This window comes from Prescottella sp. GW823-FHT02E09, from assembly GCF_058797375.1.
The window spans coordinates 219,654-244,729 of the sequence record NZ_JBXAJP010000007.1; the positions used below are offsets into that span (position 1 = coordinate 219,654).

The window sequence follows — 25,076 nt, forward strand, 5'->3', positions numbered from 1 at the left end:
GCGCACTCCCGAAATTGGTCAATTGTCCAAGTGGTGGGTGGGTGCCCCGGTTTCGGCGAGACCGCTCAGGGCTCGCGGCAGTGGGTCCCGGTGCAGCACACCGAGGCGCTGGGTGGCGCGGGTGAGGGCGACGTAGAGTTCGGCGGTGCCGCGGGGGCCGTCGGCGAGAATCCGCTGCGGCTCCACGACCAGGACGGCGTCGAACTCCAGGCCCTTGGTCTCGGACGCCGCCACCGCGCCCGGTACCCCCGGTGGCCCGATCACCACGCTGGTTCCCTCGCGACCGGCCTCGTCCCGCACGAATTCCTCGATGGCAGTGACCAGTTCACTGTCGGTGACCTGCCTGGACCACGGTCGGACGCCGCACGCGCGGACCGATTCCGGTGGCTCCGTACCCGGCGCGATCTCGGCGAGCAGTGCCGCGGCGACCGTCATGATCTCGGCCGGGGTGCGGTAGTTCACCGACAGCGACCGGTAGACCCAGCGTCCGGGCACGTACGGCTCGAGCATCGCGTCCCACGAGGTCGCTCCGGCCACCGACCGGCGTTGGGCGAGATCGCCCACCACGGTGAAGGATCGGCTCGGGCAGCGCCGCATCAGCACCCGCCAGTCCATCTCGGACAGTTCCTGGGCCTCGTCGACCACCACATGTCGATAGGTCCAGTCCCGGTCCGCGGCAGCACGTTCGACGAGTTCCCGAGTGTCGTGCTCGACGAACCGATCGGCCAGATCCTCGGCGTACAGCAGATCCGTCGCGAACAGGTGGTCGTCGTCGTCCATGTGGTCCTCGCGGCCGACCATGAGGTCGAGTACACCGGCCGCGTACGCCGCCTCGGCGCCGGCCGCGGCCTTCCGTGCGCGTTCGACGGCCTGCCGGGCGGACGGGTTCGTGCCGAGCAGGTCGACCAGTTCGTCGAGCAGTGGGACATCCGACACCGTCCAGGCGTCACCGTCGGCCCGCCACAGCGCCGGGTCGGCGCCGGCCGCGCGCAGCCGTTCGGGGGACGTGTACAGCTGTGTCAGAAGCATTTCCGGCGTCAGCACAGGCCAGAGTTCGTCGATCGCCGCGGTGAAGGTGTCGTTGCCGGCGAGTTCGGTGACCAGGTCGGTCCGCAGTTCCGCCCACGCCTGTTCGTCCTTCCGGGTCAGCCACCCCCGGCCGATCCGCGCGATCGCGCGTTCGGTGAGTACGTAGGTCACGATCTCGGTGAACACCGCGCGGGCCTCGTTGTGCGGCCGTCCGCTCGCGCGCGCCTCCTCCCTGGCCCACTCCGCGGTCTCGACGTCGATCCGCACCGTGACGTCGGACAGTTCGATCGGAAGCGGATCCTCGGGCAGTCGCTGCCGATCGGCGACCGCCGCCGCGAGCACGTCCAGGATCTCGAGCGAGCCCTTGATGCGCGTGGCCTGCGGGCTGTCCTCGGCGGTGACGCGCAGACCCGGCACGAAGTCGCCCGTCGTCATGAAGACCACGTCGGACTCGCCCAGCGACGGCAGGACACGGCCGATGTGGTCGAGGAACGCGGGGTTGGGACCCACCACGAGCACACCGTGGCGTTCGATCCGCTCCCGCTGGGTGTAGAGCAGGTATGCGACGCGGTGCAGCGCCACCACGGTCTTGCCGGTGCCCGGGCCGCCCTCGATCACCAGCACCCCGGGGTGGTCGAGCCGGATGATCCGGTCCTGTTCGGCCTGGATCGTCGCCACGATGTCGCGCATCCCGGCACCGCGCGGCGCGTCGACCGCCGCGAGCAGCGCCGAGTCGTCCCGGGCCGGGCCGTCGGCTCGTCCGCCACCGTCGGGCCGCCCGAGGACCTCGTCGGTGAAGCCGACCACTCGACGCCCCCGCGTGTGGAATTGGCGGCGCCGGCGCATGTTCTCCGGGCTCGCGGCGGTGGCGACGTAGAAGGCTCGCGCCGCCGGTGCCCGCCAGTCGAGGAGCAGCGGTTCGAACTCGTTCTCCTCGTCGAACAGGCCGATGCGGCCGATGTACGACCGATCGCCGGTCACGGAGTCCAATCGGCCGAAACACAATCCGTTGTCGGCCACGTCCAGCCGCTGCACCTCGGTCGCCAGCGCACGCACCTCGGCCTCCCGATCCACGAGTGTCCCGTCGTGCCCCCTCAGCGTGGCGCGATAGCGGCTCTTCACCCGTGCACGTTCGGCGTCCAGGCGCGCGTGGAGCCCGGTCACGTAGTTCTGCTCGAGCTGCAATTCGTCGTCGTGTCCCTGCATTGACATGTGCACCCCGGTACTTCCGTCTCGCTCGGTTCCTGACCTCGGCCAGCGATTCTGCGGCATCACCGGGGCCTTGCCGCAAGACCCCCTCTGCGCTATAAGTTGAAAGTGGAAAGGAGCGGGAAACCGTCCTTTCCACTTCCGCGGTCCTCCTCCGCACACCCCCGACCGGGAATTCGATGGTCCGTGGCGGTCGACGGGAACGCCTCGCCTGGTGGGTTTCAGTGCACGCGATCCCGCGCCTGCGCGACGGCTGCGGCGATCGGCATGGACAGCGAGGGGCCGTGCCCCGGAAGAATGGTCTCCGCTCCGAGCGTTGCAGATGGTCGAGAGCAGCCGTGGTGTCCGCGGTCCCGTGGTCGAAGACGGGCGGGAGTAGCTGCGGGCCTGCCAGTTTCGACAGTGGGTGCGCCGTGACCAGGGCGTCCCCGGTGACGATCACGCCGTGCTGCGGCAGGTGGTACGCCGTGTGCCCCGATGTGTGGCCGTGGGTGGCCACGGGGACCGGGGCGCCGGGAATGTCGAGGGGACCCTCCGACGGGAAGGTGTGGGCGTCGTCGAGGGAGAGGGGTTCGGTCGCCCCGGCGCGTGCGATGCGCAGCAGCCACGGCAGCACCCCGTCGTCCTGGGGACTGCGGCCGAGTGAGCGGATTGCGCGCTCGACGGCGTCGACGTCGCCGGGAACGCCGTCGGTCGATGCCCGCGGTGGCCTCCATACTCGCCGCTCTTGTCGGGTCGCCACGCTTCGATTCGAACCAGATCGTCTTCGAGGTATTGCTCGCCACCTCGAGAAGGAACGGGACAAGTAGCGCTGCGTCGCTATCTCCGGCAGCGTTCTGTGACCGGGTAGTCACAACTTCACCCTCGGCTCATCCCTTTTGTCGCAATTCACCCGACTCCTCATCCTCTCGGCACCAGTCGGGATCGTCGGCACGGGATTCGATGGAGGTGGTCAACCTTCTCCACCGAGATCCCTCGCGCATCGGGGGCGGGATCCTCGGACCGCAGCAAAGGAAATGTCTTGAAGTCGTCCCTGCCCGCGCGTCGCCGCGGATCAGTCGTCGTCGTCGCGCTCACAGCGGGCGCTGTCGCCACGGCGCTGGCAGTCGAAGGATTCGGTACCGATCGCGCCGAATTCGAGAGCGCGTCGGCTGTCTCTCAGTCACCGACCATTGCGCTCACCCAGATGGACGGCACACCACCGTTCGATTCCAGCGCCGGCGTCGGCGGGGATTCGGGCCCGTCGAACGGCAGCGTCCGGTCGGGGGACCGCGTCGCCTTCGTCGTGGACATCGATCACGGTTCCGCCGGAATCGCCGACGCCACGGTGACACTCCCGATCTGGAAGGGCCTGACGCTCGACGCCGTTCCCGATTTCTGCCGACCCGACTCCAGTCTCGTCGATGTCGGTGTCATGAGCGTACTCACCTGTGCCCTGGGTGATCTCGCGCCGTATCAACGGACGACCCAGGCCGTCTCGGTGGGTGCTTCGTCGGATTCGGTGGCACCCGGAGCGGCGATCACCACATCCGCGACGTTGAGTGGAACGGCCCCGCTCACGTTCGTCAGGTCGAACTCGACACGAGTGCAGTTCGCCCAGAGGCCGGCGGGTTGCGATCCGCGCGGCGTCGCCGGGGTGCTGGACCCGGCGATCCGCCCGAACCCGAATCCGGTGCAGGCCACCGGTCAGATCAGGGATGTCGTTCTGGACGAATCCGGTGCTCCGGTGCCGGGTGCGGTCGTCACCCTGACCGGCGAAGATCAGTGCGGCGATATCATCGATCGGCAGGTCGCCACCGGTGAGAACGGCAGTTTCGCGTTCGTCGGACTCGTTGCCGGCTACTACCGCGTGACCGCCTCGGCGCTCGACTCTCCGGAGCCGCGACCGAAACGGACAGTGGCCGTTGCCCTGTCGGAGCCGAACATGATTGCTTCGGCGCTGGATCTGCGTCTCACCTCCGCGGATGCTCCCGCCCCGACAACCTCCAGGTGACGTCATGCGGGAATCGATCGGCATCGCTGTCGATGCCACCTCTGTCCATTCCGTTCTGCTCGACGCGCACGCACCGGAACTCGGCCCGATCGATCGACGGAGCGACAGCCCTGCATCCGATATCGGGTTCGACGCGGTGGTCGAGACAGCGACGGTCATGATCCGTCGCGCCCGGCGGATCGGACTGGGTCCGAGGATCACCGGCGTCGTCTCGTCGGACACGAAGATGTCCGCGGCTCTCGCAGCCACACTCCAACCCCACGGCACCGGAATCGTCACCTTGGTCAGCGTGACCGACGCCCGGATCGCCTATGTCCAATCGATGCCGGAACTCCTGGAGACCCGCACCGCGATCGTGTTCGCCGCGGAAGGCTCCGACATCGTGGCGGTGTCGCTGGACCTGCGGACCCGAGCCATTCACCACGCGTTCCGATACCCGGCCACCTACATCGGAAACGACGCCGCCGGGGACATCCTCGACGAACTCTTGCGGCGACTGCCGTGGGGACGAAAGACGGTCGTCACACTGGGGCTCGACGCGGCGCTGAAAACCCGGCTCGCACAACAATCGAGCGAGCGCCGCATCGACGCCATCTCCCCGTTCGATGCACGATGGACCCTCGCAATCGGTGCCGCCGTCGTGGCCTCCGAACGGTCGGTCGTCCGAGTCGAGCTACCCGCAACCCGTCGACAAGGCGACTCCGGATCGGCGCGCCATTCACGACGAGGTCGATCAGTTCGTCGGAGGAAGCCGAGCGTCTGGTCGATCATCGATCGATCGGAAGGCGAACTCGGCAAATCCCTTCCGTGACGCGAAGTGGTTCCGATCGGCTGCGTGGTTCACCGCCTCGTCAACGCGCCCCGCGACGACGGACAGTCTGTGTCGCCGCGGGTGGCGTTGCGGCTGCGCGGGGGACGCGGAGGCGCTCGTCCGCGCGTCGGTGCGGGCTGTTCATCGACGTCGATGTGATTGCGGCATCGAGGATTCCGAGTTCACCGGCGACGGCTACCGCTTCACTACGGGTGTGAACGCCCATCTTCTTGTAGAGGGTCCGCCGGTGAGACTTCACGGTGGATATCGACAACAGCAGCGCCCGGGCGATCTCACCGGCCGTGAGTCCCTGGGCGAGTCCGCCGAGCACGGAGCGCTCACGTTCGGTGAGCTCGGGGAAATGGAGGGCGGACGGGTAGGGCTGCGCGGTCCCTCCTGCCAGGACGGCGGACACTTCGGGGGAAGGAGCGCCGGCGGCGGCGTCGATGTCGATCGCCGCTTCCCGGGGAATACCGGTGAACGAGCTATGGATTCCGGTTCGTTCGGCGATGGCACACGCACGCCGCCACGTCGCGGCGGCGTCGTCGGAGTTGCCGAGTGCCCGCTGTGCAGCAGACTCGATCACCAGTGCGTCGAGGTGGAACCGAATGTAGGGTCCGCCGTGCCAGTCGTATCGGTGGCAGATGCTCGCCACCGGCGTGTAGCTGCCGGTGAGTAGATGCGCTCGCGCGGCGGCCACGGTTTCCCACGGGTGTTCGCACGTGACAGCGTCGGCGAGGGCGCGGGCCTGGCCCGCGTTTCCCAGTGCGAGATGGGTTTCGATCCGGGCGGCATCGAGCAGCGAATCGACGAAGGGGCCGCGGACTCGATGGCGTGTGTCGCAGTCGGCAAGTACCGCCGAGCTCAGATCGGGCCTTCCCGACATGATCTCGTGGCGGCACCGGGTGTAGGCGACGAACGGCCAGAGCTCCACGACCGGCGGCAGACTGTCGAGATGACCGAGCGCGACGCCCGCACCGGTCGTGTCGATACGGTCGAGTGCGGTCAGTGCCTGCGCCAGAAATCCCCCGATGCCGACGAGGGCGTCGGTCCAGTCGTCGGCCGCGTTCGTGGCGTGGGCCAGCGCGAGCCACTCGTGGACCCGGTGCATGTCTCCGGCCATCGCCCAGTTCAGGGCGGAGTTCGCGGCAGCGTTCCGAACGATGTAGTCCTGTTCCCGCGCCGTGCCGAGTTGATGGGCCATGCGCAGCTCGGCGTTCGACTCGGCGAAGCGACCTGCCAGCTGGTACGTCAGGCCCCACTGCATCCGCAGGAAGGGGAGGAACTCCGCCAACTCGTCCGGTCTAGACGTCATGAGTGAACTCGCGGCGGTTCGGAGACGGCCTGTGAGAGCGGCTGCCGAGGTGTAGTCGCCGGCGAGTCGAATCAGAATCGACCTGTGCGTGGTCAGGACGACCGCGGCTGCGTCGTCCAGCACACTCGCCCCCGCCGACTCCGACATGATGTCGAACAGTGGGGTGCCGTCGAGGTGGGCGAGCAGGGACCGAGCCGCGCTCAGCGCAGGACGGGTCTCGACGAGGTACGTCGGTAGCGCTCGCAGCGCGGCTGCGAGGAGGGTGAGATGTGGGCCGGCGAGATCCGGAAGGTGCTCTTCGACGAGGGTGGCCACGAGCGCCCACTGTTCGGCTTCCGTCGCGCAGTGCAACGCGGCCCCGTAGTCCCTGCGGTCGACGTGGTGGTGGGCCAACATTGCCAGCCTCGACTGTCGATTCAGGCCTGCGTCCTGTTGCAGGTCGAGTAGGGCCCGGCGAACGGCAGGAGGGAAGGACCAGGTTTCGGTGCTCTCGGCGTAGTCGACGAGGCCCAGAGATTCGAGAGTTTCGAGACGCTCGCGTGACATGTCGCCGCCACCGAGGAACTCGGCCACGTCGATCGTGAGTGTGTGGGCAGTGGACACATCCACGAGGAAGTCGTGGTGCTCCGACGCTTCCGGTGTCCCGAGGAGAACGGAGTTCACGTGTGCCGCGATCGCCTCCTCGATGCAGTGTTCGAGGATTCGTCGGCGGCGAGGGAGTCGGGGGAGGGACGTTGCGACGTCCAGCACGACCGGAGTAAGCGACGGCAGCCCGCCCGTGCAGTGGTGGATGAACTCGAGTTCACCAGGATCCAGCCGTGCCCCAGCCTTGTCAGCCAATTCGCGCAGATCGTCGGCGGTGTGGAGCAAGGCCTCGCTACCGATCTGGATTATCCGTGGGTCCATCAGGGTCGAGTCGCGAAACATCGATCGGCCCGACACCGTGACGACCACGTCGACCTGAGGGCACGAGTCCACCAGGTCCAGGACCTGCCGCTCCACGTCGGCGTCGCCGATCCGGTCGATCCGGTCGAGGGCCAGCACGATGGGCCGACGCGCACGGCTGAGCTGATCCCGGAGAACGTCGACCACCGACTCCGCCGACCGGCACCCGTCGACGGGATCGACCGCGCCGATCGCAATCGCCTGCGCGGTGACCGACCGCCACAACTGGCTCACGCTGGACGCCGCTGAGGGGGCGACGCGCACACCGGCGGTCCGGGTGGGGTCGAGGGATTCGATGCGGGCCTGGGCGAGCGCGGACTTTCCGAACCCTCTCGGCGCTCGGATCACTGTCAGCGGTGCGTCTCGGTCGACGAGCGCGAGCAACCTCACGGGTACGGGTGCGAGCTCGACTGGGTTGCCCATCTCCGGGTCGATCATCTACCTCCTTGTCGAGCCAGGGCGTGAGTGCGGCAACGACACTCGCGGTCGCCGACAGTGCAGTGCAGCGTCTACATCAATCCAGGTGGGCGGGTTGTTTGCAAGTCGCACGGCCGGGTCGGTCACTCGACCTCGTTCATCACTGCCGCCGATTCCTCCAAACAATCAACTGATCGGGAGCGGATCGAACGCGACGGCGTGCGGATGCCGATGGCCACGCGAGCTCCCGGTTTGAAATGATCAACCTCGACCAAGTTGATGAAACGGAAGTGTCGGCTCCCTCGGGTTGACACGGTGGGATGCGACCGAGGCCGAGTCCGGGGTGGTGCGTGATGAGAGAGCGTCGGGACGTTCGCGGCTCGGGCACGGCACCGAGACGAGATACCACGTGGGGGCCGGCGCGCCGGCGGCTGTTGACCCGCCTGGATCGGCGGGCCCCGCTTACGGTCATCCGAGCGCCCCTGGGATGGGACAAGACCGAGTTGGTCGTGACTTGGTTGGAATCGCCGGGCACTGACTTCGGTGCGGTGCTCTGGATTCCCGAGCCGGCCGACGCCGGCGATGCCGAGAGTTACTGGCGTACGGTCTCGGACTGTATCCGGGTGTCGGGTGCGATTGCCGGGGAACAGGTTCTGAACGTCCCGGCACTGTCGACCGCCGAGCAGGTGCGAGAATGCCTGGCCCTCAGCAGCACTCCGACCCTGCTGGTCCTCGCTCGTGTCGACCTGGTGAACGACGACCGGATCGAGTCCGACATCCTCGATCTGCTCGCGCGGTGCCGCAGCGTCACTGTCGTCGTGACGGCGTGCCGGTCCTCGCTGTTCGCCGACCCGGCCCCCGTGGAGCCTGCTCACGAGCTGATCCTCGCGGACGATCTGTTGTACACCCGCGAGGAGGTCGAGGATCTGTTCGCGCACGCCGAGATCGTGCTCGGCCCGGGCGAGTTGGACTACATCCGCGAGCGGGTCGGCTCACTTCCCGCGCTGGCGCGGATCGCAACGGTGGTCGCGAAGAACCTCCCGACGCGGTCCGATCGGCGCGAGCTGCTGGCGCATCGAATCGATACCGCGCTGGACCGGTTCGTGCAGTCGACGATTCTCGCGCACCCGGCGGTGGCCGACCCCGATTTCGTCGTCACGGTGGCCACGGCACGCGCCGTCACCATCGAGACGGCTGCCCTGCTGACCGGGGTCGACGATGCTGCGCAACAGCTTTCGTCCCTCGAGGTCGCCGGGATCGTCAAGCGGTGCGAGACGACGACGCACGATTCGTGGGAGTTCGCGCCGCCCGTCCGTGAGCGGCTCCTCGCTCTCCAGGATCGGACTGCTGCGGCCGAGCGTCTGACGTTGATGTCTCGACACGAGTCCGAGCGCGGTCGTGTCGCGGACGCGTTGATCTACGCCGGCGAGGCCCGGAACTGGGACCTGGTGGTGGACCTCATCGACAGGCACTGGGTCAGCCTGGTCGGTGGCCATTTCCGGCTTCTCCGCGAAACCCTCAGCGCGTTACCCGCCGAGTTACTCGACGCGCGTCCCACGATCAAGGCGGGACGCGACCTGTTCAGCCTGCTGGGTGCCCGACCGACGATCCCGATGGATGCACTGCCGAGTGAGCCGAGCGCGCTCGAGCAGCTCGGTGCATCCGACGAGGGGGCGAACGCCCTCAGCATCGGGTGCGTCCAGTCGCTGATGCTGAGGCTCGCCGGCGAGCACGAACGGGCGGCGGAACTGACCCGGCGTCTGGATCATCTGGTTCGGGGGGCGCTCGCGACCCGACCGGACGGCATCCTCCCGCAGCTGCCGATCATGCGGGTGCAGTGGGGAATCACGTACCAGCTCGCGGGTGCCCTCGCCGAATCGACGACCGAACTCCGACTCGCCTATCACGGCGGCCTGTCCGAGGGAGGCGGCTTCATCGCCCGCAACGCCGCCGCGAATGCGGCGATGAACTGGGCGATCATCGGCGATCCACGGCGTACCGAGGACTGGCTCACGCGGGAGGATGCGCAACCTCGCGCCGACGACTGGCTCGAGGCGATGGTGAAGGTGGGCGGTCTCGTTGCGCGCGCCCTCGTTGCGCTCGACCGGCTCGACTTCGCCGCTTGTCGTGGGCACCTCGACGAACTGGGCGAGGCGCCGGAGCGGGAGGAGCTGTGGCCGTTCATCACGTTCGCGCACTGCCGCCATGCGCTGGCGACCGGGCAGGCCTATACCGGTATGGCGATCCTGCAGCGTGCGATCGCGTCGCACGATTCGGTCCTGCACGCCGATTCGCCAGTGGCACAGGGGCTGACCTCGTTGGAGGTGGATCTGCGGCTGGCTCTCGGCGAGGGGAACCGGGCACTGTCGATCCTCGAACCGATCGTCCCCGATCGTTCGCTGCTGGTGGTCGCGGCCGCCCGTACCCACCTGTTGACCGGATCCCCGGCGGCCGCGCTGACGCTGTGCCGCTCGTTCGACCACCAGTTCCCGCGCAACCAGCTCGAGGTGCTGCTGATCGAGGCGGCCGCGCATCACGCGCTCGGCGCGAACGATGCCGCGGCGCGGGCGTGGGATCGCGCATCCGAACTGGCCGACCGAGCGGAGCTGATCGGCACCCTGGCCACGGTGCCTCGGGGGCTGCTGCGGGAGCTGGAAGCGGCGTCCTCCGCCCCGTCGACCGCGGCGGCAGCCTTCCTGGCGTCGGACGCGCCGGAGATCTTCCCGGCCGCGGTGCCTCACGTGGTGCTGACGGAACGCGAGCGGGCGGTGCTCACCGAACTGGCGTCGGAGCGTTCGATTGCCGAGATCGCCAAGAAGCTCTTCGTGTCCACCAACACCGTCAAGACCCAGCTGCGCTCGGTCTACCGGAAGATCGGCGCCCATTCGCGGGAGGAAGCGCTCGAGACCGCCTACCGGAGCGGTCTGATCACCTGAGGGTTCGCGGCGGTGTGGATGTCAGGGGTGGCTGTCACCACCCCTCGGGGCACTATTCGCGGGCAGGGGCTCGACGGACGCTGGGTATCGCGGACATCGACAACTCGTCGATGGACGCCCAGCGACCGAAAGGAACCCGCCGCCATGCCCCGAATTCTCGGCATCACCGTCCCCGACGTGCACGAACACGGGCCGCCGGGTGCAGTCTCGCCCGCCGTCGAGTCCGTCCGGGCGGAGGTCCGGCACCACTGGGCCTTCGCCCGGATCGGGATGTATCTGTTGCTCGCCTCGCTCCCGCTGCTCGCGATCTCGGCGCAGGTGTTCGGCGTCGTGCCGATGACTGCCACCGGTGCGCTGGTGATCATTCCGCTCGCGGCCGCGCTCGCCGTGTTGTGTGTGTTCGCTCCCCACCCGATCGACCGCATCGTCGGCCACGGCCTCGGCTGGGGGATGTTCGCGTGTCTGGTCTACGACGTCTTCCGCCTCGACACGGTGTATCTGCTCGGCCTCTGGGACGACTTCATCCCGAAGATGGGGACCTGGCTCCACTCGGGAACCGACGCCCAGACCGGTGCGATCGTCGGCTACCTGTGGCGCTACCTCGGCGACGGCGGCGGCATCGGCATCGCCTTCTTCCTCATCGCCCTCGCGGTGGGTCTCCAGCACCGGTCGCGCCGCACCGTCCTCCTGTCGTTCGTCGCCGGCGCGGTGTTCCCCGTCTGGGCCGGGCTGATCGGGACGGTTGCGCTGTCGCCGCACGGTCAGCACGAGATGTTTCCACTCACCCCGACGACGATCACACTGTCGCTGATCGGGCACCTGATCTTCGGCCTGGTACTCGGCCTGGGTTTCCTGCGGGCGCGGGCCAGCCTCGGCGCGCACTGGGCGTGGCGGCCGCTGTTCCCGGTGCGGGCACACGCACATACGGGTGCGGGTGCGCACGAACGGTAGCGCCCGTCGGCGGCAAGGCGTGCCCGCGCACGCCTTGCCGCCCACGTGCAGGAGGTGGCCGATCGGCCAGGATGTGCGGGGCGACACCTAATCTGGTTGATGTGACTTCTGCGGACCCTCCAACCCTCACGGCGGGAAGCATCCGCGGCTTCCTGCTGACAACGGAGCGGCACGCGACGCACAGCATCCGCTCGTGGACGATGGAGACTCACGAGTACGACGAACTGATCTGGACCACGGCGGGGGTCATGCGCGTGAGTGCCGCGGGCGCGATCTGGACGGTGCCCCCGCACCGCGCGATCTGGGTGCCGCGCCGACTGCCGCACTCGATCGACGTGGCAGCCGACACGATCCTGCACGCAACGTTCTTCGGGCGCGGCGTCGTGCGGCACCTGCCCGAGGAGGCCGTGATCGTCGAGTTGCTTCCCGCCGTCCGCGAGCTTCTCTTGTTGAACGCGGCGGAGGCGATGCCGGACGGGACCCGGATGCGATTGCAGGAGCTCGTCGTCGAGCTGCTGCGCCCGATTCCGGGCGCCCAGGTGGACCTGAAGATGCCCGAGAGTCGACGACTGCTCTTCGTCGCCGAGAGGATCCTCGCCTCGTTGGCGTCTTCGGACACGACGGAAGATTGGGCACTGCGCGTCGGAATGCCGGCTCGTCAACTCGCGCGCGCTTTCGCGCAGGAGACAGGCCTCTCGCTCACCCAGTGGCGTATCCGCGCGCGGGTTCGAGCGTCCCTGGTGATGCTCGGTTCGGGACAGCCTGTCGCGACCACGGCGCGCCGGCTCGGCTATGCGAGCACGAGCACCTTCATCGACCATTTCCGCGCGGTCGTCGGCACCACCCCGGCCGCCTGTTTCGAGGCGCGGCGAGCCTGAATCGCGGGTGGCGAAAACCGTCATCATCCGACCAGATACCGGCATTTGACTGATCTAGCCTGGAGTCAGGCAAGCCATGCCTAACTACCAGTGTCTCTCCCGGTTGAAGGAATCCTCGTGCCCTCTTCACCTCGCCTGCTTCCGCGTCCTCGCACCCAGTGGGGGCCGCTGCGCCTCGCCGCCGTCGTCGCTGCCATCGGCGTCACCGGTGCAGCCCTGACCGGCTGTGCCACGACCGGCGACGAGCCGACACGGACGGTCGGCGCGGAGACACGCGTCGTCACCGATGCTCTCGGCGAGGTCGAGATCCCCACCGACCCCCAGCGTGTCGTCGCGACCGACTTCTTCTCGTCGAGTGTTCTCGTCGACGTGGGTGTCATCCCCGTCGGCGTCATGCAGGGCATCGAAGAGCCGGGCAGTCGCCCCGAGCGCTACACGGAAGCGCTCGGCGACGTCGAACAGGTCAGCAGCTATGCCGAGATCAATGTCGAGAAGGTGCTCGACCTGGAACCGGACCTCATCATCGTCGACGCGAATTTCCCGGAGTCGGGGACGCTCGACCGTCTCGCGAAGGTGGCGCCGCTGTTCCACGTCGACCTCACAGGATCGTGGTCGGAGCGTGCGCTCAGCGTCGCCGACGCCGTCAACCGTCGCGATCGGGCCGAGGAGCAGCAAGCCGCATACGACGCACGCGCCGCGGCGATCTCGACGACGTACAGGGACCTGCTCGACTCGATGCCGCTCGCGGTCGTCTCGCTCAACACCAACGACGCCACCTGGGCGAGCTACGCGCCGGGAGGATGGCCCACCCCGGCCTGGGTCGACATCGACGCGGTCTTCCGTGAACCCACCGACGGTGAGGCGAAGTCCAGCAAGGAGTGGTCGTGGATCTCGGACGAGCAACTCGAGAAGCTCGGCAACGCCGGGTTCATCGTCGTCCTCGAGCCTCGACAGCTTTCCCGATACGCGGGCTACCGAGTCTGGGAGTCCCTGCCCGCCGTGCAGGCCGGTAACGTCGTCGAGGGCTTCGACTCGCCGGCAACGTCGTCCTTCGAGTGGGGTCAGGACAACCTCGAAGAGATCGAGGAGATCCTCCAGCGGATCACTCGGTTCTGAACGATCCCAGGACGCAGACGAACTCGCCTGCACGAGCGGTACCAGGGAGTCGGTGCTCAGCGGGCGAAGCGGCCGACGCGGATCAGCTTCTGCGGGTTGCGGACGAAGTCGATCGAGGTGACGCGATCGTCGGTGATGCCGAGGGCGACGACGCCGTCCAGGCTGTCGCCGACGAACACCAGCAGCGCCGGGTTGTGGTTGACCGTGGTGGCGCGCATGGTCTTGCGTGGCCCCTGACTTGCGACGGCGGCCAGGAATGCGGCGATCGCGTCGGCGCCGAGGATCGGTTCGAGTGCCGCACGGACGATGCCGCCACCGTCGGCGGTGAGCACGGCGTCCGGAGCGAGGATCCGCAGTAGGCCCTGGAGGTCCCCGGACGCCGCAGCGTCGGCGAAGGCACTGACGACGCAAGTTTGCGACAGGCGGCGGGGTTGCGGCCCAGCACCGTGCCGATCTCGGTGAACGACAGCCCGAACAAGTCGTGCAGTACGAATGCCGCTCGTTCCGCGGGGGCCAGGGTTTCCAGAACGACCAGCATCGCCCACGAAATCGAGTCCGCCAGACTGACGGAATCCGCCGGATCGGAGGCGGTCTCCACCGGTTCCAGCAGCCAGGGGCCGACGTAGCTTTCCCGCCGATTGCGCGCCGAACGCAGAACGTCCAGCGCGAGCCGTGAGGTGGTGGTCACCAGCCATCCGGTGAGGTCGTCGATCTCGGCAAGATCGCTGCGTTGCAGCCGAATCCAGGCGTCCTGCACGACATCCTCGGCTTCGGTCACGCTGCCGAGCAGGCCGTAGGCCACGCCGATGAGGCGTGGTCGCAGGTCGTTGAACTCCGTGGCGGCGGACATGTCAGCTCCACTGGCCGGGGGTGTAGCTGCCTGCCGGGGTGGCCGCGATGACATTCATCCGATTGGCGTCGGTGAACACCGTTGCCTCACGCCAGGCTGCGATCAGATTCAGCCGCACGGAGGTCTCGCCGGCGTGGGCGGCGTCCTTGGTGTGCATGTCGGTGCAGAACCCGCAGCCGTTGATCTGGCTGGCGCGGAGCTTGACCAGTTCCTGGGTCGCGGCAGGCAGCGTGGACTCGCTGATCACCTTGCCCGCCGAGTTGATGTACTTGGCGAACTTGGCGGCGGTTGCGTTGCCGTAGAAGTCGAGACGAGCGTTCATCGTGCGTCCTCCTGATGCGTGTTTCGCGGTCGGTGGGAGGACGAGGCCGGCTCGAAGTATGCGACCGGATGTGACGCAGGTCTCACTATTTCGCTACATGACGGCGACATGCTGCTCGAGCAGGTCGAGATTCTCTCCGCGGTCATCGCCGATCTTGGCCAGCAGGCCGGTGCCAAGAAGCAGCCACGCCAGCGGGTGCCCTCCGGGTTTGCCGGCGAACGCGGGACGGAACCGAATCGTCTCGGTCACGACGAAGCCGCCATCCTTGGGGTCCATGGTGAGTTCCACGTTCTGGCGGACTCCCCGCTGCTTGCCGGTGAACTCGAACACCTTGTTCGGCACGTGCCGAGTGATGGTCCATCGCACGACGTCGAAGTCGCATTCCTCGCCGTGCTTGCTGTCCCAGCTGTGGCCGGCAGTCATTGCGAAATCGGGCGCGAGGACGGTTTCCGTCTTGTGTTCCTCGTACTGCGCCGTCTCGCACGGGTGCGTGAACGCACGCCAGATCAGATCCGGATCGCCCTGCAGCAGTCGCCAGTTGGTGAAGGATGCGTAGCCCATGTCTGCCCCCCATGATCGGCTCGGCCCGGCCATGTACGTACGGGCCCAGGGCGAAGTGTCTCGGACAGGGTAACCGTGCGGCGCGACGGCCTCACCGACGGTAGGTGGCCCTGGGCTGCAATCAGATCGGATCGGTCGACCGATTGGTGGCCGCGGCTGCAGAGGGCTCCTGATCGGAATCGCGGCGCCGGACGAACATGTTCAGTGCTGCTCCGACATTCTCGCGCACGAACGACTCTCGCTCGGCCGCGACGACGGCGCGCATCGTCTCGAGTTCACGTTCGGCGCCGGGAAGGTCGAACACCGCGCAGCCGGCAGCGTTGCGGACAGCCCAATCGTCGTCGGCCCGGGCCAGCTCGATCAGCGTTGCGCGGCATCTGTCGGCGAGGGAATCGTCCTCGATCCGAAGGATCGCGAAGACCCGCACCGCTTCGATCCGCACCAGGTCGTCTTCAGACACGTCGGCCGCGACCGCGAGCAGAAAGGGGGCCAGCAGAGGTCCGTCGCCATCCGTGGGAACCAATGAGTGTAGTGCGGAGAAACGCGTATCCGCGTTCCACTGAGCGAAGTTCGCGGTCACGTCGCGTGCACCTGCCGATTCGGAACTCATGAGGGCCTCACCAACCCTTGACCGCAGTTCCGCCCCACAGTGGATCGGACAACAGTTCCGGTGCCGGGCCGACGAAGGCCCGTGCGGCGTCGGCGTCGTCCGTCAGGGTGAAGCGCAGCCACGCGGTGAGGTACCCGCGGAATCCGCCTCCGTCGGTGGGCCAGTTGTGGCCCACCCCCAGCAGTCGGCCGCGGGCGGCGGGCCCCGGGCTCACGGCGTGATAGGCGGCCTGCGGTATGGCCGTCGAGACCGGATCCTCGGCCCCGGTCAGGTAGAACACCGGACCCGTCAGCCGCGCCACGTCGATCACGTCGACGGGCCGGCTGGCCCACCAGGGATCGGGCAGGTCGAGCACGGCGGTGGAGGTGATCAGACCGTCGGAGTCGGTGCTGGCGTTGATCGATCCGCCGGCGCCCTGCGAATGTCCGACGGCGGCGACGTGGGCGACGTCGATCCGGTCGTGAAAGATGCTCTCCGGGTCGTCGTTCCGTGCCAGAACGTAGCGCGCGGCGGCCAGGATCTCGGTCCCGTCGCCGGTGACGCTGCTGTCGGCGACCACGACGACGAAGCCCCACGAGGCCAGGTGGCGTAGCAACTCCTCGTACTGCTCGTACGTCGCGTAGCTTCCGTTGCCGAAGGTGACCACCGGATGGCGATCGGGGCTGGTGGCGATGTCGGCGGGGTGGAACACCTGGTATCCGGGCACCGCCACCGATGTCACGGCGTGGATGCCGGTGGCCGCGTAGCGCTCGCTGACGGGTAGCCGTTCCGGTGCAGCGGGAGCCGCGGGCGCCGTGGGGCTTGCCGCAGGAACCGACGCGAGGACCGGTGCGGAGAATCCGGACGCCAGCGGCATCGCGATCATCGTCGCGAGGAGCAGTGTCCGGGTGCGTCGAGTGGCGAGGGGCGGTCGTCGTAACGTCACGAACGGACCCTACCCAGTGTCGGCGCAGGAGGAGTCGTAGTCTCCTGGCTGCCGGGTGATTTGCCTGGTTCCGTCAGCTATCCGGAGGTGGCGCCGTGAGCGCGTTGTCCGACCCGAACACGTTCCCGACCTATGCGATCCTGCCCGATCTGCCCCTCGACGAGGACGACCGCGCCGAGCTCGGCCAGCAGATCTGGGCTCAGCTGGTCACCGGTCGAGGCGACGTCGACGACTTCATCGACTTCTACAGCGAGGACTACGACCTCACCGAGGAGCAGCTCGCGGCGGCGTTCGGCGCGCTCCGTGCTGCCCGGCTGCGCCAGCAGGCGGAGATCGGGGCGTACACGTCCAGAACGGTCGCCGCGTTCGAGGAACTCAATGCCAACGGCGTGGTCGCCCGCGTGGACTTCGCCTGCTGTGGCAGCTGCGCATCCGGCGAGATCTGGGGCGAGCGTGACGACAGCCGCCACTGGCAGGGCTACGTGTACTTCCACCAGCAGGACACCGACCGTCTCGTCGAGGACGGCCAGACCTACATCGGTTACGGCGCGTTTCCGCCCGAAACACACGACGAGGCCGCCTACGACGGGCTCAGCGAAGAAGCGAAGGAAGCCCTCTACGCGGCCGATGTGAAGCGCCTACTCGACGACGTGGTGTTTCCCGTCCTGCGGCGACACGGCATCGAACCGGAATGGAATGGCGACCTGGGTACGCGGGTGCTGCTCGAGAACGCCGACTGGTACGCGCCGATCGAGGCGTAGCGCGCTAGGGGCTTTCGACCGTGTCGAGCGCTGTGAGTGTTCGCGCACAGGCCTGCGCCAACTCCCTGCCCTTCTTCTCGAAGTGCGCCCCGAAGAACTCCGCGTGGTCGCTGTGGTCGTGGAAGTGGTGAGGGGTCAGCACCCCGGAGAGCACGGGAACGTCGGTCTCGAGTTGGACGCGCATCAGGGCGTCGATCACGGACGACGACACGAAGTCGTTCCGGTAGATCCCTCCGTCCGGGACGAACCCGACCGCGACGATGGCTCGGGGCTTCCCCGTCCTCGCCCCGTGGCCGACTTTCTCGATGCCGCACATCGCTTTCTGGAGACCGCGCATGCCGGTATCGCGTACCGCGCGCTCCTGGGAGGCGCAGCACGACGCGGAGGTGATGGCGCTGGTGCGGAAGGTCGACGTGTTCGGTCCCAGTACCGATCGACTGGTCCGGTGCCTGGTCGAACGCGGCGACCTACCCACTGCCGCCGACACCGTGAGTGTGCAACGTGAGCTGATCGGTCCGGCGCTGTATGCAGTGCTCGCAGGCGCTCGGCGTCCCAGTCGGGCAGAGCTGGTTGGGCGAGCGGAGCGGCTCCTGCGCGGCTGGCAGTGTCCCGTCTCAGACGGCGACCCCGGCGGCTAGCGGTGGCCGGTCGGGGCGGCACCGACCGATCGTTACCCTTGTCGGGTGAATCATCTCGATGCCGGTTTGCTGGATGCCGATGGACAGCCGGCTCCCCGGGTCCTCGTGATTGCGCACGACGACTATCACGCGGCGCTTGTCGGGACGACGGTCGACGGCCGTCAGTTCTTTGTCACGACTCCGTTCGCCTCGCGGATCGAGGACGCGTCCGGAGCGGAGTTCGCAGCCAGATATCTGTTCGATGCGGATGGCACGCTTGTGGATTCGACGATTGTTCCACTGGGAACTCGACCCGGGGATGGCGTGCTTCCCGGTAGTGTCGTGCACTTCGACGAGCAGCAGAATGCCGTCGAGCGCCTGCTTGCGGAGATTCAACCCGTCGAGTTCGGCGACATTACCGTGGCCCCGTTCTCCGTCACCGTGCACGGGCACGAGTTCGGATTGATTCTCAACGGTCCGGACTCGGAGGACGACCCCGAGTGGTACTGGAATGTCACGGTCGAACCGGGCGACTATATGGCCTTCTACGCCCCGTGGGACGACGGAGAATACGACACCTAGCCCTATCCGCGGTAACGGCCTCGCGAGCGTGGTGAGCCGGTAGGAATCAGTCCCGGTTTCGATAGCGACCCTGGATCGTCCGCGAAATGTGCCAGGAACGAGCCCGGCGGCCGAGGGCGCTCGACGCACCCAACCGTCGTGTCCGGTAGGGACGCCCGCTAGTTGAGTCCCGCGTAGGAGTGCAGGCCCGAGACGACGAAGTTGATGGCGAACATGTTGAACAGTGTGGTGGCGAGGGCGGCGACGTTGATCCATGACGCGCGGAGGGTTCCCCATCCGCTCGTGGCTCGGGCGTGCAGGTAGGCGGCGTAGAGCACCCACGCGATGAAGGAGACGGTCTCCTTCGGGTCCCACCCCCAGAAGCGCCCCCACGCCGCCTCGGCCCAGATCGCGCCACAGATGACCCCGATGGTGTAGAGCGGGAAGCCGACGATGGTGGTGCGGTATGCGACCCGATCGAGCAGTTCCGCGGATGGGAGGCGGTTCGCGACCCATGTGAGCGGGCGGCGGGCGCTGTCGCGCCCGTGAGTGGCGATGACCTGGAGCAGGCTGGAGGTGCCGGCGAACGTGAGGATCCCACACGCGGACACGATGATTGTCACGTGAATCGCGATCCAGTAGGACCGCAACGCAGGCACGACGGGAGCGGCGTCGTTGTACATCGCGGCTGCTGCGATGAACAGCAGCACGACCACCGGTGCGAGTACGAAGACCGTCAGGTTGCGGATCGGATACCGCCGCACGGCGACTAGCCAACACGCGACAGTTGCCGCACACAGGAACAGGGCGTACTCGTAGAGGTTGCCCAGCGGCCACCGGTCGGTCGCCATGCCGCGTAGGACGATTGCCGCCACGTTCAGCGCAAGGGCAACGAGGGTGACCGCGACGGCGGCCCGGCCCGCTCTCTCGCTCCGCGGGCGGATGCTGTCCGCGGCCGGAATCCGCTCAGGCGCTTCCGGGGCGGATGCGCCGACCGCGACCATCGTCCTTGCGTCCGCTGCGACTCGGCGGCGAACGGATGTGCCCGCAAAATCGAAAGTCGAAAGAACCAGAGCGAGAACGTAGATCGTGAACGCGGACGCGGACGCGTAGTCGCTGAACTGCGCAAGTGTGGTGTTGACCGGCATGAGCCCCCCTCGTCACCTATCGGCTACTACGCCGAATAGTAGAGGGTGGCGCATTGGGCCGGGGTGGAACGGTCCGTCGCTGAGCTCACGTGACTCCGGGGTCCGGAGGTGACTGCATTTCACCGGCAGTCAAGCGGCTTCTGGACGTTGCGGTGAGGCGCCGTGGATCGGCAACACATCCCGGCTGGTGTCGAGGCATGCTGGCTATCGCGATATCGTCATCACGCTTGCCGGCGCCTTCGCGCTCGGCCTGGTCTGCGACGCCACCGGCCCCTTCCTGATGAGCCGAATCTCCGACGAGTCACGGCTCCCGCACTTTGCCTTGATCATGTATCACCGGGGTAAGTTGATCCGACTGGTGGCACCTGCCGCGATGGAGTTGCGGACAACGAATGACACCGCAGAACCGGGGTAGAGGTCGATCGAGCATTCGAGCACTGCGCCGGCTGGATCTGTGGTCCGGCGTATTGTCCGGAGCAGTGGCGCCCCGGCCTGCGTGTCGATCAACTCCGCCTCCCGCGATGTCGCTGCGACTGCGTCGATGGAATGCTCTGCATCCGCGAAGACGATGCCCCGTTCCTCCAGTCGCTCGGTGATCGATTCGGTATCGAGATCGATCTCGGCGAGCACAGTCTCGAGCCACGCCGGATAGTAGGTGCTTTCGAGCATGGCAGGGTTTCCGCTCAGCAGGCGCAGTCGCTCGACGTGAAGAGCCTTCTCACCGTCTGCCAGGCCGAGCTTCTCCTGGACCAGCGCGGAGGGGTCCACCAGTGCGGTCTGCAGCGTCCTGCTACTCGGGCGCTCGCCGACTGCAACTGCCCATCGCGAGAAGCTGAGCAGTTCGGTCATCGACTGCACCCGTGGACCATTCCGTACTTGCCGTCGGGCGCCGCGCCTCGATGAGACCACCCCAGTCGCTCGCAGGAACGCGAACGATTGTCGAATGGTTCCGCGAGAGACGTCGTACCGAGCGGCGAGGTCGTTCTCCGAAGGTAGAGCGGCATCGTCGTAGTCGCCGCGCTCGATCTCCGCCCGCAGGTCTGCTGCGATGGACCGGTACAGCGGCGTCGGAGCCGATGCGTTTGCCATCATGTGGTCCTGTCCAAATTTCTGTGTCATGCGATCAGTACGGGCCTGTCGAGTAGTGAAACCGCCACGCGCACACCGGGTTGCAGATCGAAACCTCGATGGCTCGCCACATCCGCAAGCAACTCGGTGCCGTCGGGGCGGACCAGCCGGAGGCGAGTTGTCGCGCCGTAGAACGTCGCGGCCTTGACGATGGTGTCGCCGTTCGGCGCCGCGTCGACCAGAACTGCTTCCGGCCGAGCGAGTACGGTGACCGCGCCGGTCTTCTCGACGGGACCGTCGCAGTCGAGGATCTGGTCTCCGAACCGAACGCGTTGTCCATCGACGACCGTCGCGGACACGTGGTTCATGGTGCCGACGAACTCGGCGACGAACGGTGTCGCGGGCCGTTGGTAAAGCTGGCTCGGGGGTGCGCACTGCTCCATTCGTCCGGCCCGCATCACCGCAACGCGATCCCCGACGGCCAGGGCCTCCTCCTGGTCGTGGGTGACCAGGACGGTAGTGACGCCCAACTCGAGTTGCAGCCGACGGATTTCTTCGCGCAACTGGTAGCGGACCTTGGCGTCGAGCGCGGACAACGGCTCGTCCAGCAGCAGCACTCGTGGCGCAATTGCCAATGCCCGGGCGAGAGCGACCCGCTGTTGCTGACCGCCCGACATCTGGTGCGGGAACTTCGAGGCGTGATCCGCGAGGCCCACCAAGTCGAGCAGGTCGCGGGCGCGGGCGCGGTGTTCGCGACGGTGGCGGCGGCCCCGCAGTTCGAGACCGAATGCGACGTTGTCCTCTGCGGTCATGGTGGGGAACAGGCTGTAGGCCTGGAACACCATTCCCATACCGCGACGGTTGGCGGGCAGTCCCGAGGCGTCGCGACCGTCGACGAGGATCTGACCACTGGTCGGCTGGTCGAAACCGGCCAGCATCCGCAGCGCGGTTGTCTTGCCGCATCCGGACGGACCGAGCAGGGCAATCAGTTCGCCGGGTGCGATGTCGAGGCTGAGTCCGTCCAGCGCGTGGACCGAGCCGTAGGTGCGGGTGACGTCGACGAACGAGATGGAGGAGCCCGTGTCGTCGACTCTGTTCGGGGAAATCATCTGCGTACCTTTCGGTTTCGGTCTGCAATTGCCACGACGACCAGCAGGAGTGCCCAGGTTCCGACCAGACTCAGCAGGGACAGTGCGACCTGAAGTTGGCCGTCGGCGGCGCCCGACTGTGCGAGCCAGACCGGGAAGGTAGGGAAGATCAGGATCTTGGCGAGGGTGTATTCACCCATGACGAGGGCGAAGGTCAGGCATCCGGCATTGAGAATCGACGTGCGCAGGGCCGGTAGCGCGACGCGCCACAGAATTGTCGGCCAGCGCGCTCCCAGGTTCTGTGCAGCTTCGACCAGAACCGTGAGTCGGGAGCCGCGCAAGCCGGCGTCCAGGCTGCGGTAAGTGAACGGCAGCGCCAGCACCACATACATCAGTGCCAGGATCAATGGCAGAGAGTGATCCTGTAGAGCGGTGAACACTGCGGTGATCTCCACGTAGTCACTGGTGTTTCCCCAGCCGAGGATCGAGCGGACCCCGACGACCAGTGCGACCGGCGGGATCACCATCGGTAGTAGCGTGCACACTTCGATCCAGGACCGCATCCGCGGCAGGCGGAGGTGTACCAGCAGCATGGTCGGAACCATGAGACCGAGGGTGATCGCCACGGCCAGCACCCCGAGCGTCAGGGAGGTGATCATCGCGTCGCCGAACCCGGGGGCGGACGTCAGTCGGGTGTAGGTGTCCAGCGTGGGACCGTCGGGGCCGTCGATGGTGAACCAGAATGCCACCAGTGCGGGACCGATGAAGTACAGCGCAGCAGCGCCCAGCACGAGACCGCGCCAGTACCGAATCTGCGGACGTCCGACCCGGTCACTCCGGGGCGACCGTCGTCGGGGTGGGCGCTCTGTCACCGTTCCGGGTCCCGGGATCCCCCTCTCCATCACTGCAACCACGTCGACCTCCTCTTGAGCATGTACTGGTAGAGCACCGTCAGCGGCACCACGACTGCGATCATGACCAGCGCCAACGCGGCCCCGATGTTCTCCTGGCCGACGAGGACGTTCCCGGATACGGCCGCGTCGATCTGCAACGGTGTGATGGCGAGGGTGCCGTTCGTCAGGGCCTCTGCCGTGGCATAGGAAGAGAACGCGGTACAGAAGAGCAGGGCGATGCTGGCCAGGAAGTGCGGGGCGAGCGCCGGTCCCGCGACGTAGCGCCAGTACTGCCAGCCACGAGCGCCGAGCCCTTCGGCCGCCTCTCGCCACTCCGGACGCAAGCCCTCGATTGCGGGGGTGATCACGAGCACCATGAGCGGAATCAAGAAGTACAGGTATACGAACTGAACTCCACTGCGGGTGTACAGATTCAGGTGGAGATCCTCGCTCAACGAGACTCCCCACTGCTCCTGGACGAACGTGGTGACGACGCCGGCATTGCCGATCGCAGCGACGAACAGAAACGCCAGCGGCAGACCGCCGAAGTTCGCGAGCACTGCAGAACTGGTCGATACGAGACGGCGCAGTACGCTGTGCCGGCTGGTGGCGACCGCGTATGCGAGAGCCATGCCGAGAACCGCGGCGAGTACGGCGCAGACCAGGGCGATCATCACGGTGTTCCGCAGACCGTCGAGGTAGGGGCCTTGAAGTGCCGCGACAATGTTTGCGACGCCGAAGGATTCCGCTTCGTCATGGCCTCCCACCCGGAACGCGGAGTATCCGATGACGGTGGTGGGGAGTAGGAAGAACACCGAGAGGCAGCCGAAGAAGGGAACGAGACCGAGCCAGCTCCATACCCGCCGCGAGCGTCCAACTGCCAGTTGTGCGCTCATCTATCGCACCGTGCTCGCCCAGGACTGGGTCAGCGTGGTCTTGGCCGCGACTGCCTGCGCATCGGTTGGATACTCGACAGGCACGTTGACCTCCGGGAGTAGGTCGGACAGCGCGGGGTCGACGGTTCCCGCCGTCTCCATCGCCGGCAGCCGGATCGGCCTCGCGTAGCCGGCGAGGTAGCCGTTCTGGCCTTCGTCGCTGTACAGAAACTCCTGCCAGAGGCGGGCAGCGGCGGGATGCGGAGCGGTGGCGCTGACGGCCTGCGCATAGTAGGAGCCGATCGTCGCATCGTCCGTGACCGCGACGGTCCACTGGACTCCCGACTTCGCGAGATCCTTTGCCTGAGCGGCGTTCAGGTAGTCCCAATCCACGACGATCGGTGTCTCGCCGGACTGAATGGTTGCCGCGGTCGCCTTCACCGGGACGTAGTTGCCGGCCGACTCGAGCCGGCCGAAGTAGTCGATGCCCGGACCGATGTCGTCGAGCGAGCCGCCGTTGGCGAGCCCGGCTGACCACACCGCCATCATCGCCGAGTTGCTCTTGAGCGGATCTCCGGTGAGCGCCACCTTCCCCTTGTACTCGGGCTTCGCGAGATCGGCGAACGAGGTGGGGCACACAGGAACCCGCGCGGCATCGCAACCGATGGAGATGTATCCGCCGTAGTCCGCATGCCAGGTGCCGGTCGGCGACTTGTGCGACTCGGGGATATCGTCCCAGGTCGCGACCTTGTAGGGGGCGTACAGTCCCTCCGCGTCACCGCTGATCGCGTACGCGGTGCCGACGTCGACCGCATCCGGTGCCCGGTCCTGGCCGCGAAGGGTCTTGACCGCGTTGACGACGTCGGCACTGCTGGCTTCCGGGTTGTCCATGGTGACCGTGATTCCGTACTTGGCGGCAAACTTGTCCATCAACTCGCCATAACCGGCCCAGTCGCGTGGAACCGCAATGAGATTCAGGGCACCCTCGGCTTGGGCCGCGGCGATGAGGGCTTCCATTCCACCGGCCTCGGTCGCAGAGGTTGCGGTGGCCCAGGCGGAATTCGATGCCTCGGACTTTGTGGTGCAGCCTGCGGAGGTCAGGACTACCGCTCCCACCGCGGCAACGACCAGGGCGGCTCGTGACTTCTTGTGGATAGTTGCTCTGCGCACGTGTAACTCCAAGGAAGAGAGAGGTTT

General features: G+C 67.2%; 22 protein-coding genes and 4 pseudogenes. 9 read left to right on the forward strand and 17 right to left on the reverse strand.

The window, feature by feature from the left end:
• Window positions 1–18: 18 nt before the first annotated feature.
• Both helR and AC1RIF_RS19290 read right to left on the reverse strand, forming a co-directional pair.
• Complete coding sequence (gene helR, locus AC1RIF_RS19285) at window positions 19–2,241, reverse strand: RNA polymerase recycling motor ATPase HelR (RefSeq protein WP_492602974.1); 2,223 nt, start codon at window positions 2,239–2,241, stop codon at window positions 19–21.
• Window positions 2,242–2,608: 367 nt separating this feature from the next.
• Window positions 2,609–2,980 (reverse strand): annotated as a pseudogene (locus tag AC1RIF_RS19290) (MBL fold metallo-hydrolase); the annotation flags it as partial.
• A 279-nt stretch (window positions 2,981–3,259) separates the two neighbouring features.
• On the opposite strand from AC1RIF_RS19290, the gene AC1RIF_RS19295 reads away from it, so the two are divergent.
• Entirely contained in the window at window positions 3,260–4,231 is a 972-nt protein-coding gene (locus tag AC1RIF_RS19295) for a carboxypeptidase-like regulatory domain-containing protein (RefSeq protein ID WP_492602975.1), read from the forward strand.
• Window positions 4,232–4,235: 4 nt separating this feature from the next.
• A complete protein-coding gene (locus AC1RIF_RS19300; protein ID WP_492602976.1) occupies window positions 4,236–5,042 on the forward strand; it encodes a DUF7159 family protein in 807 nt (268 codons plus the stop codon).
• Window positions 5,043–5,082: 40 nt separating this feature from the next.
• Here AC1RIF_RS19300 and AC1RIF_RS19305 read toward each other — a convergent pair whose 3' ends face one another.
• The gene (locus AC1RIF_RS19305; protein WP_492602977.1) at window positions 5,083–7,740 is read right to left on the reverse strand and encodes a helix-turn-helix transcriptional regulator; all 2,658 of its coding nucleotides are present in this window, start codon (window positions 7,738–7,740) and stop codon (window positions 5,083–5,085) included.
• A gap of 488 nt (window positions 7,741–8,228) precedes the next feature.
• Here AC1RIF_RS19305 and AC1RIF_RS19310 point away from each other — a divergent pair, with 488 nt between their 5' ends.
• The 4 genes from AC1RIF_RS19310 (at window position 8,229) to AC1RIF_RS19325 (ending at window position 13,600) form a co-directional block, all read left to right on the forward strand.
• Entirely contained in the window at window positions 8,229–10,655 is a 2,427-nt protein-coding gene (locus AC1RIF_RS19310) for a helix-turn-helix transcriptional regulator (protein ID WP_492602978.1), read from the forward strand.
• A gap of 144 nt (window positions 10,656–10,799) precedes the next feature.
• Window positions 10,800–11,606: a phosphatidylglycerol lysyltransferase domain-containing protein gene (locus AC1RIF_RS19315; RefSeq protein ID WP_492602979.1), complete on the forward strand. Its 807-nt coding sequence runs from the start codon at window positions 10,800–10,802 to the stop codon at window positions 11,604–11,606.
• Between the two features lie 101 nt (window positions 11,607–11,707).
• Window positions 11,708–12,484 (forward strand): helix-turn-helix transcriptional regulator, encoded by a 777-nt coding sequence (locus AC1RIF_RS19320; RefSeq protein ID WP_492602980.1) that lies wholly within the window; start codon window positions 11,708–11,710, stop codon window positions 12,482–12,484.
• A gap of 117 nt (window positions 12,485–12,601) precedes the next feature.
• Window positions 12,602–13,600 (forward strand): ABC transporter substrate-binding protein, encoded by a 999-nt coding sequence (locus AC1RIF_RS19325; RefSeq protein ID WP_492602981.1) that lies wholly within the window; start codon window positions 12,602–12,604, stop codon window positions 13,598–13,600.
• A gap of 56 nt (window positions 13,601–13,656) precedes the next feature.
• Here the strand turns inward: AC1RIF_RS19325 and AC1RIF_RS19330 are convergent, their stop codons facing one another.
• The 6 genes and pseudogenes from AC1RIF_RS19330 to AC1RIF_RS19355 all read right to left on the reverse strand — a co-directional run bounded on the left by AC1RIF_RS19330 (window position 13,657) and on the right by AC1RIF_RS19355 (window position 16,868).
• Window positions 13,657–13,932: a sigma-70 family RNA polymerase sigma factor family protein gene (locus AC1RIF_RS19330; RefSeq protein ID WP_492603151.1), complete on the reverse strand. Its 276-nt coding sequence runs from the start codon at window positions 13,930–13,932 to the stop codon at window positions 13,657–13,659.
• 137 nt (window positions 13,933–14,069) lie between these two features.
• Window positions 14,070–14,504 (reverse strand): annotated as a pseudogene (locus tag AC1RIF_RS19335) (sigma factor); the annotation flags it as partial.
• Window positions 14,452–14,772, reverse strand: a complete 321-nt coding sequence (locus tag AC1RIF_RS19340) for a carboxymuconolactone decarboxylase family protein (protein ID WP_492602982.1) — start codon at window positions 14,770–14,772, stop codon at window positions 14,452–14,454. The gene AC1RIF_RS19340 and the pseudogene AC1RIF_RS19335, both read right to left, overlap by 53 nt.
• 93 nt (window positions 14,773–14,865) lie before the next feature.
• On the reverse strand, window positions 14,866–15,333 hold the full coding sequence (locus tag AC1RIF_RS19345; protein WP_492602983.1) for an SRPBCC family protein: 468 nt from the start codon (window positions 15,331–15,333) through the stop codon (window positions 14,866–14,868).
• A gap of 121 nt (window positions 15,334–15,454) precedes the next feature.
• The gene (locus AC1RIF_RS19350) at window positions 15,455–15,793 is read right to left on the reverse strand and encodes a hypothetical protein (RefSeq protein WP_492602984.1); all 339 of its coding nucleotides are present in this window, start codon (window positions 15,791–15,793) and stop codon (window positions 15,455–15,457) included.
• 157 nt (window positions 15,794–15,950) lie between these two features.
• Window positions 15,951–16,868 carry a poly(ethylene terephthalate) hydrolase family protein gene (locus AC1RIF_RS19355; RefSeq protein ID WP_492602985.1) on the reverse strand — a complete coding sequence of 306 codons (918 nt, stop codon included), beginning with the start codon at window positions 16,866–16,868 and terminating at the stop codon, window positions 15,951–15,953.
• Between the two features lie 95 nt (window positions 16,869–16,963).
• On the opposite strand from AC1RIF_RS19355, the gene AC1RIF_RS19360 reads away from it, so the two are divergent.
• Entirely contained in the window at window positions 16,964–17,629 is a 666-nt protein-coding gene (locus AC1RIF_RS19360) for a DUF6891 domain-containing protein (protein ID WP_492602986.1), read from the forward strand.
• Between the two features lie 4 nt (window positions 17,630–17,633).
• Here the strand turns inward: AC1RIF_RS19360 and AC1RIF_RS19365 are convergent.
• A pseudogene (locus AC1RIF_RS19365) lies at window positions 17,634–17,915 on the reverse strand (6,7-dimethyl-8-ribityllumazine synthase); the annotation flags it as partial.
• A gap of 49 nt (window positions 17,916–17,964) precedes the next feature.
• Here AC1RIF_RS19365 and AC1RIF_RS19370 point away from each other — a divergent pair.
• Window positions 17,965–18,267 (forward strand): hypothetical protein, encoded by a 303-nt coding sequence (locus AC1RIF_RS19370; RefSeq protein ID WP_492602987.1) that lies wholly within the window; start codon window positions 17,965–17,967, stop codon window positions 18,265–18,267.
• Between the two features lie 45 nt (window positions 18,268–18,312).
• Window positions 18,313–18,828 carry a hypothetical protein gene (locus AC1RIF_RS19375; RefSeq protein ID WP_492602988.1) on the forward strand — a complete coding sequence of 172 codons (516 nt, stop codon included), beginning with the start codon at window positions 18,313–18,315 and terminating at the stop codon, window positions 18,826–18,828.
• Window positions 18,829–18,986: 158 nt separating this feature from the next.
• Here the strand turns inward: AC1RIF_RS19375 and ccsB are convergent, their stop codons facing one another.
• The 7 genes and pseudogenes from ccsB to AC1RIF_RS19410 all read right to left on the reverse strand — a co-directional run bounded on the left by ccsB (window position 18,987) and on the right by AC1RIF_RS19410 (window position 25,049).
• Complete coding sequence (gene ccsB, locus AC1RIF_RS19380; protein ID WP_492602989.1) at window positions 18,987–19,955, reverse strand: c-type cytochrome biogenesis protein CcsB; 969 nt, start codon at window positions 19,953–19,955, stop codon at window positions 18,987–18,989.
• Between the two features lie 333 nt (window positions 19,956–20,288).
• Complete coding sequence (locus AC1RIF_RS19385) at window positions 20,289–20,804, reverse strand: GntR family transcriptional regulator (RefSeq protein ID WP_492603145.1); 516 nt, start codon at window positions 20,802–20,804, stop codon at window positions 20,289–20,291.
• Window positions 20,805–20,852: 48 nt separating this feature from the next.
• A pseudogene (locus AC1RIF_RS19390) lies at window positions 20,853–21,074 on the reverse strand (GntR family transcriptional regulator); the annotation flags it as partial.
• Entirely contained in the window at window positions 21,071–22,132 is a 1,062-nt protein-coding gene (locus tag AC1RIF_RS19395; RefSeq protein WP_492602990.1) for an ABC transporter ATP-binding protein, read from the reverse strand. The pseudogene AC1RIF_RS19390 and the gene AC1RIF_RS19395, both read right to left, overlap by 4 nt.
• Window positions 22,129–22,902 carry an ABC transporter permease gene (locus AC1RIF_RS19400; RefSeq protein ID WP_492602991.1) on the reverse strand — a complete coding sequence of 258 codons (774 nt, stop codon included), beginning with the start codon at window positions 22,900–22,902 and terminating at the stop codon, window positions 22,129–22,131. Before AC1RIF_RS19400 ends, AC1RIF_RS19395 begins: the two co-directional genes overlap by 4 nt.
• Before the next feature lie 110 nt (window positions 22,903–23,012).
• Window positions 23,013–23,900: an ABC transporter permease gene (locus AC1RIF_RS19405; protein WP_492602992.1), complete on the reverse strand. Its 888-nt coding sequence runs from the start codon at window positions 23,898–23,900 to the stop codon at window positions 23,013–23,015.
• Entirely contained in the window at window positions 23,901–25,049 is a 1,149-nt protein-coding gene (locus tag AC1RIF_RS19410; protein ID WP_492602993.1) for an ABC transporter substrate-binding protein, read from the reverse strand.
• Window positions 25,050–25,076 lie beyond the last annotated feature (27 nt).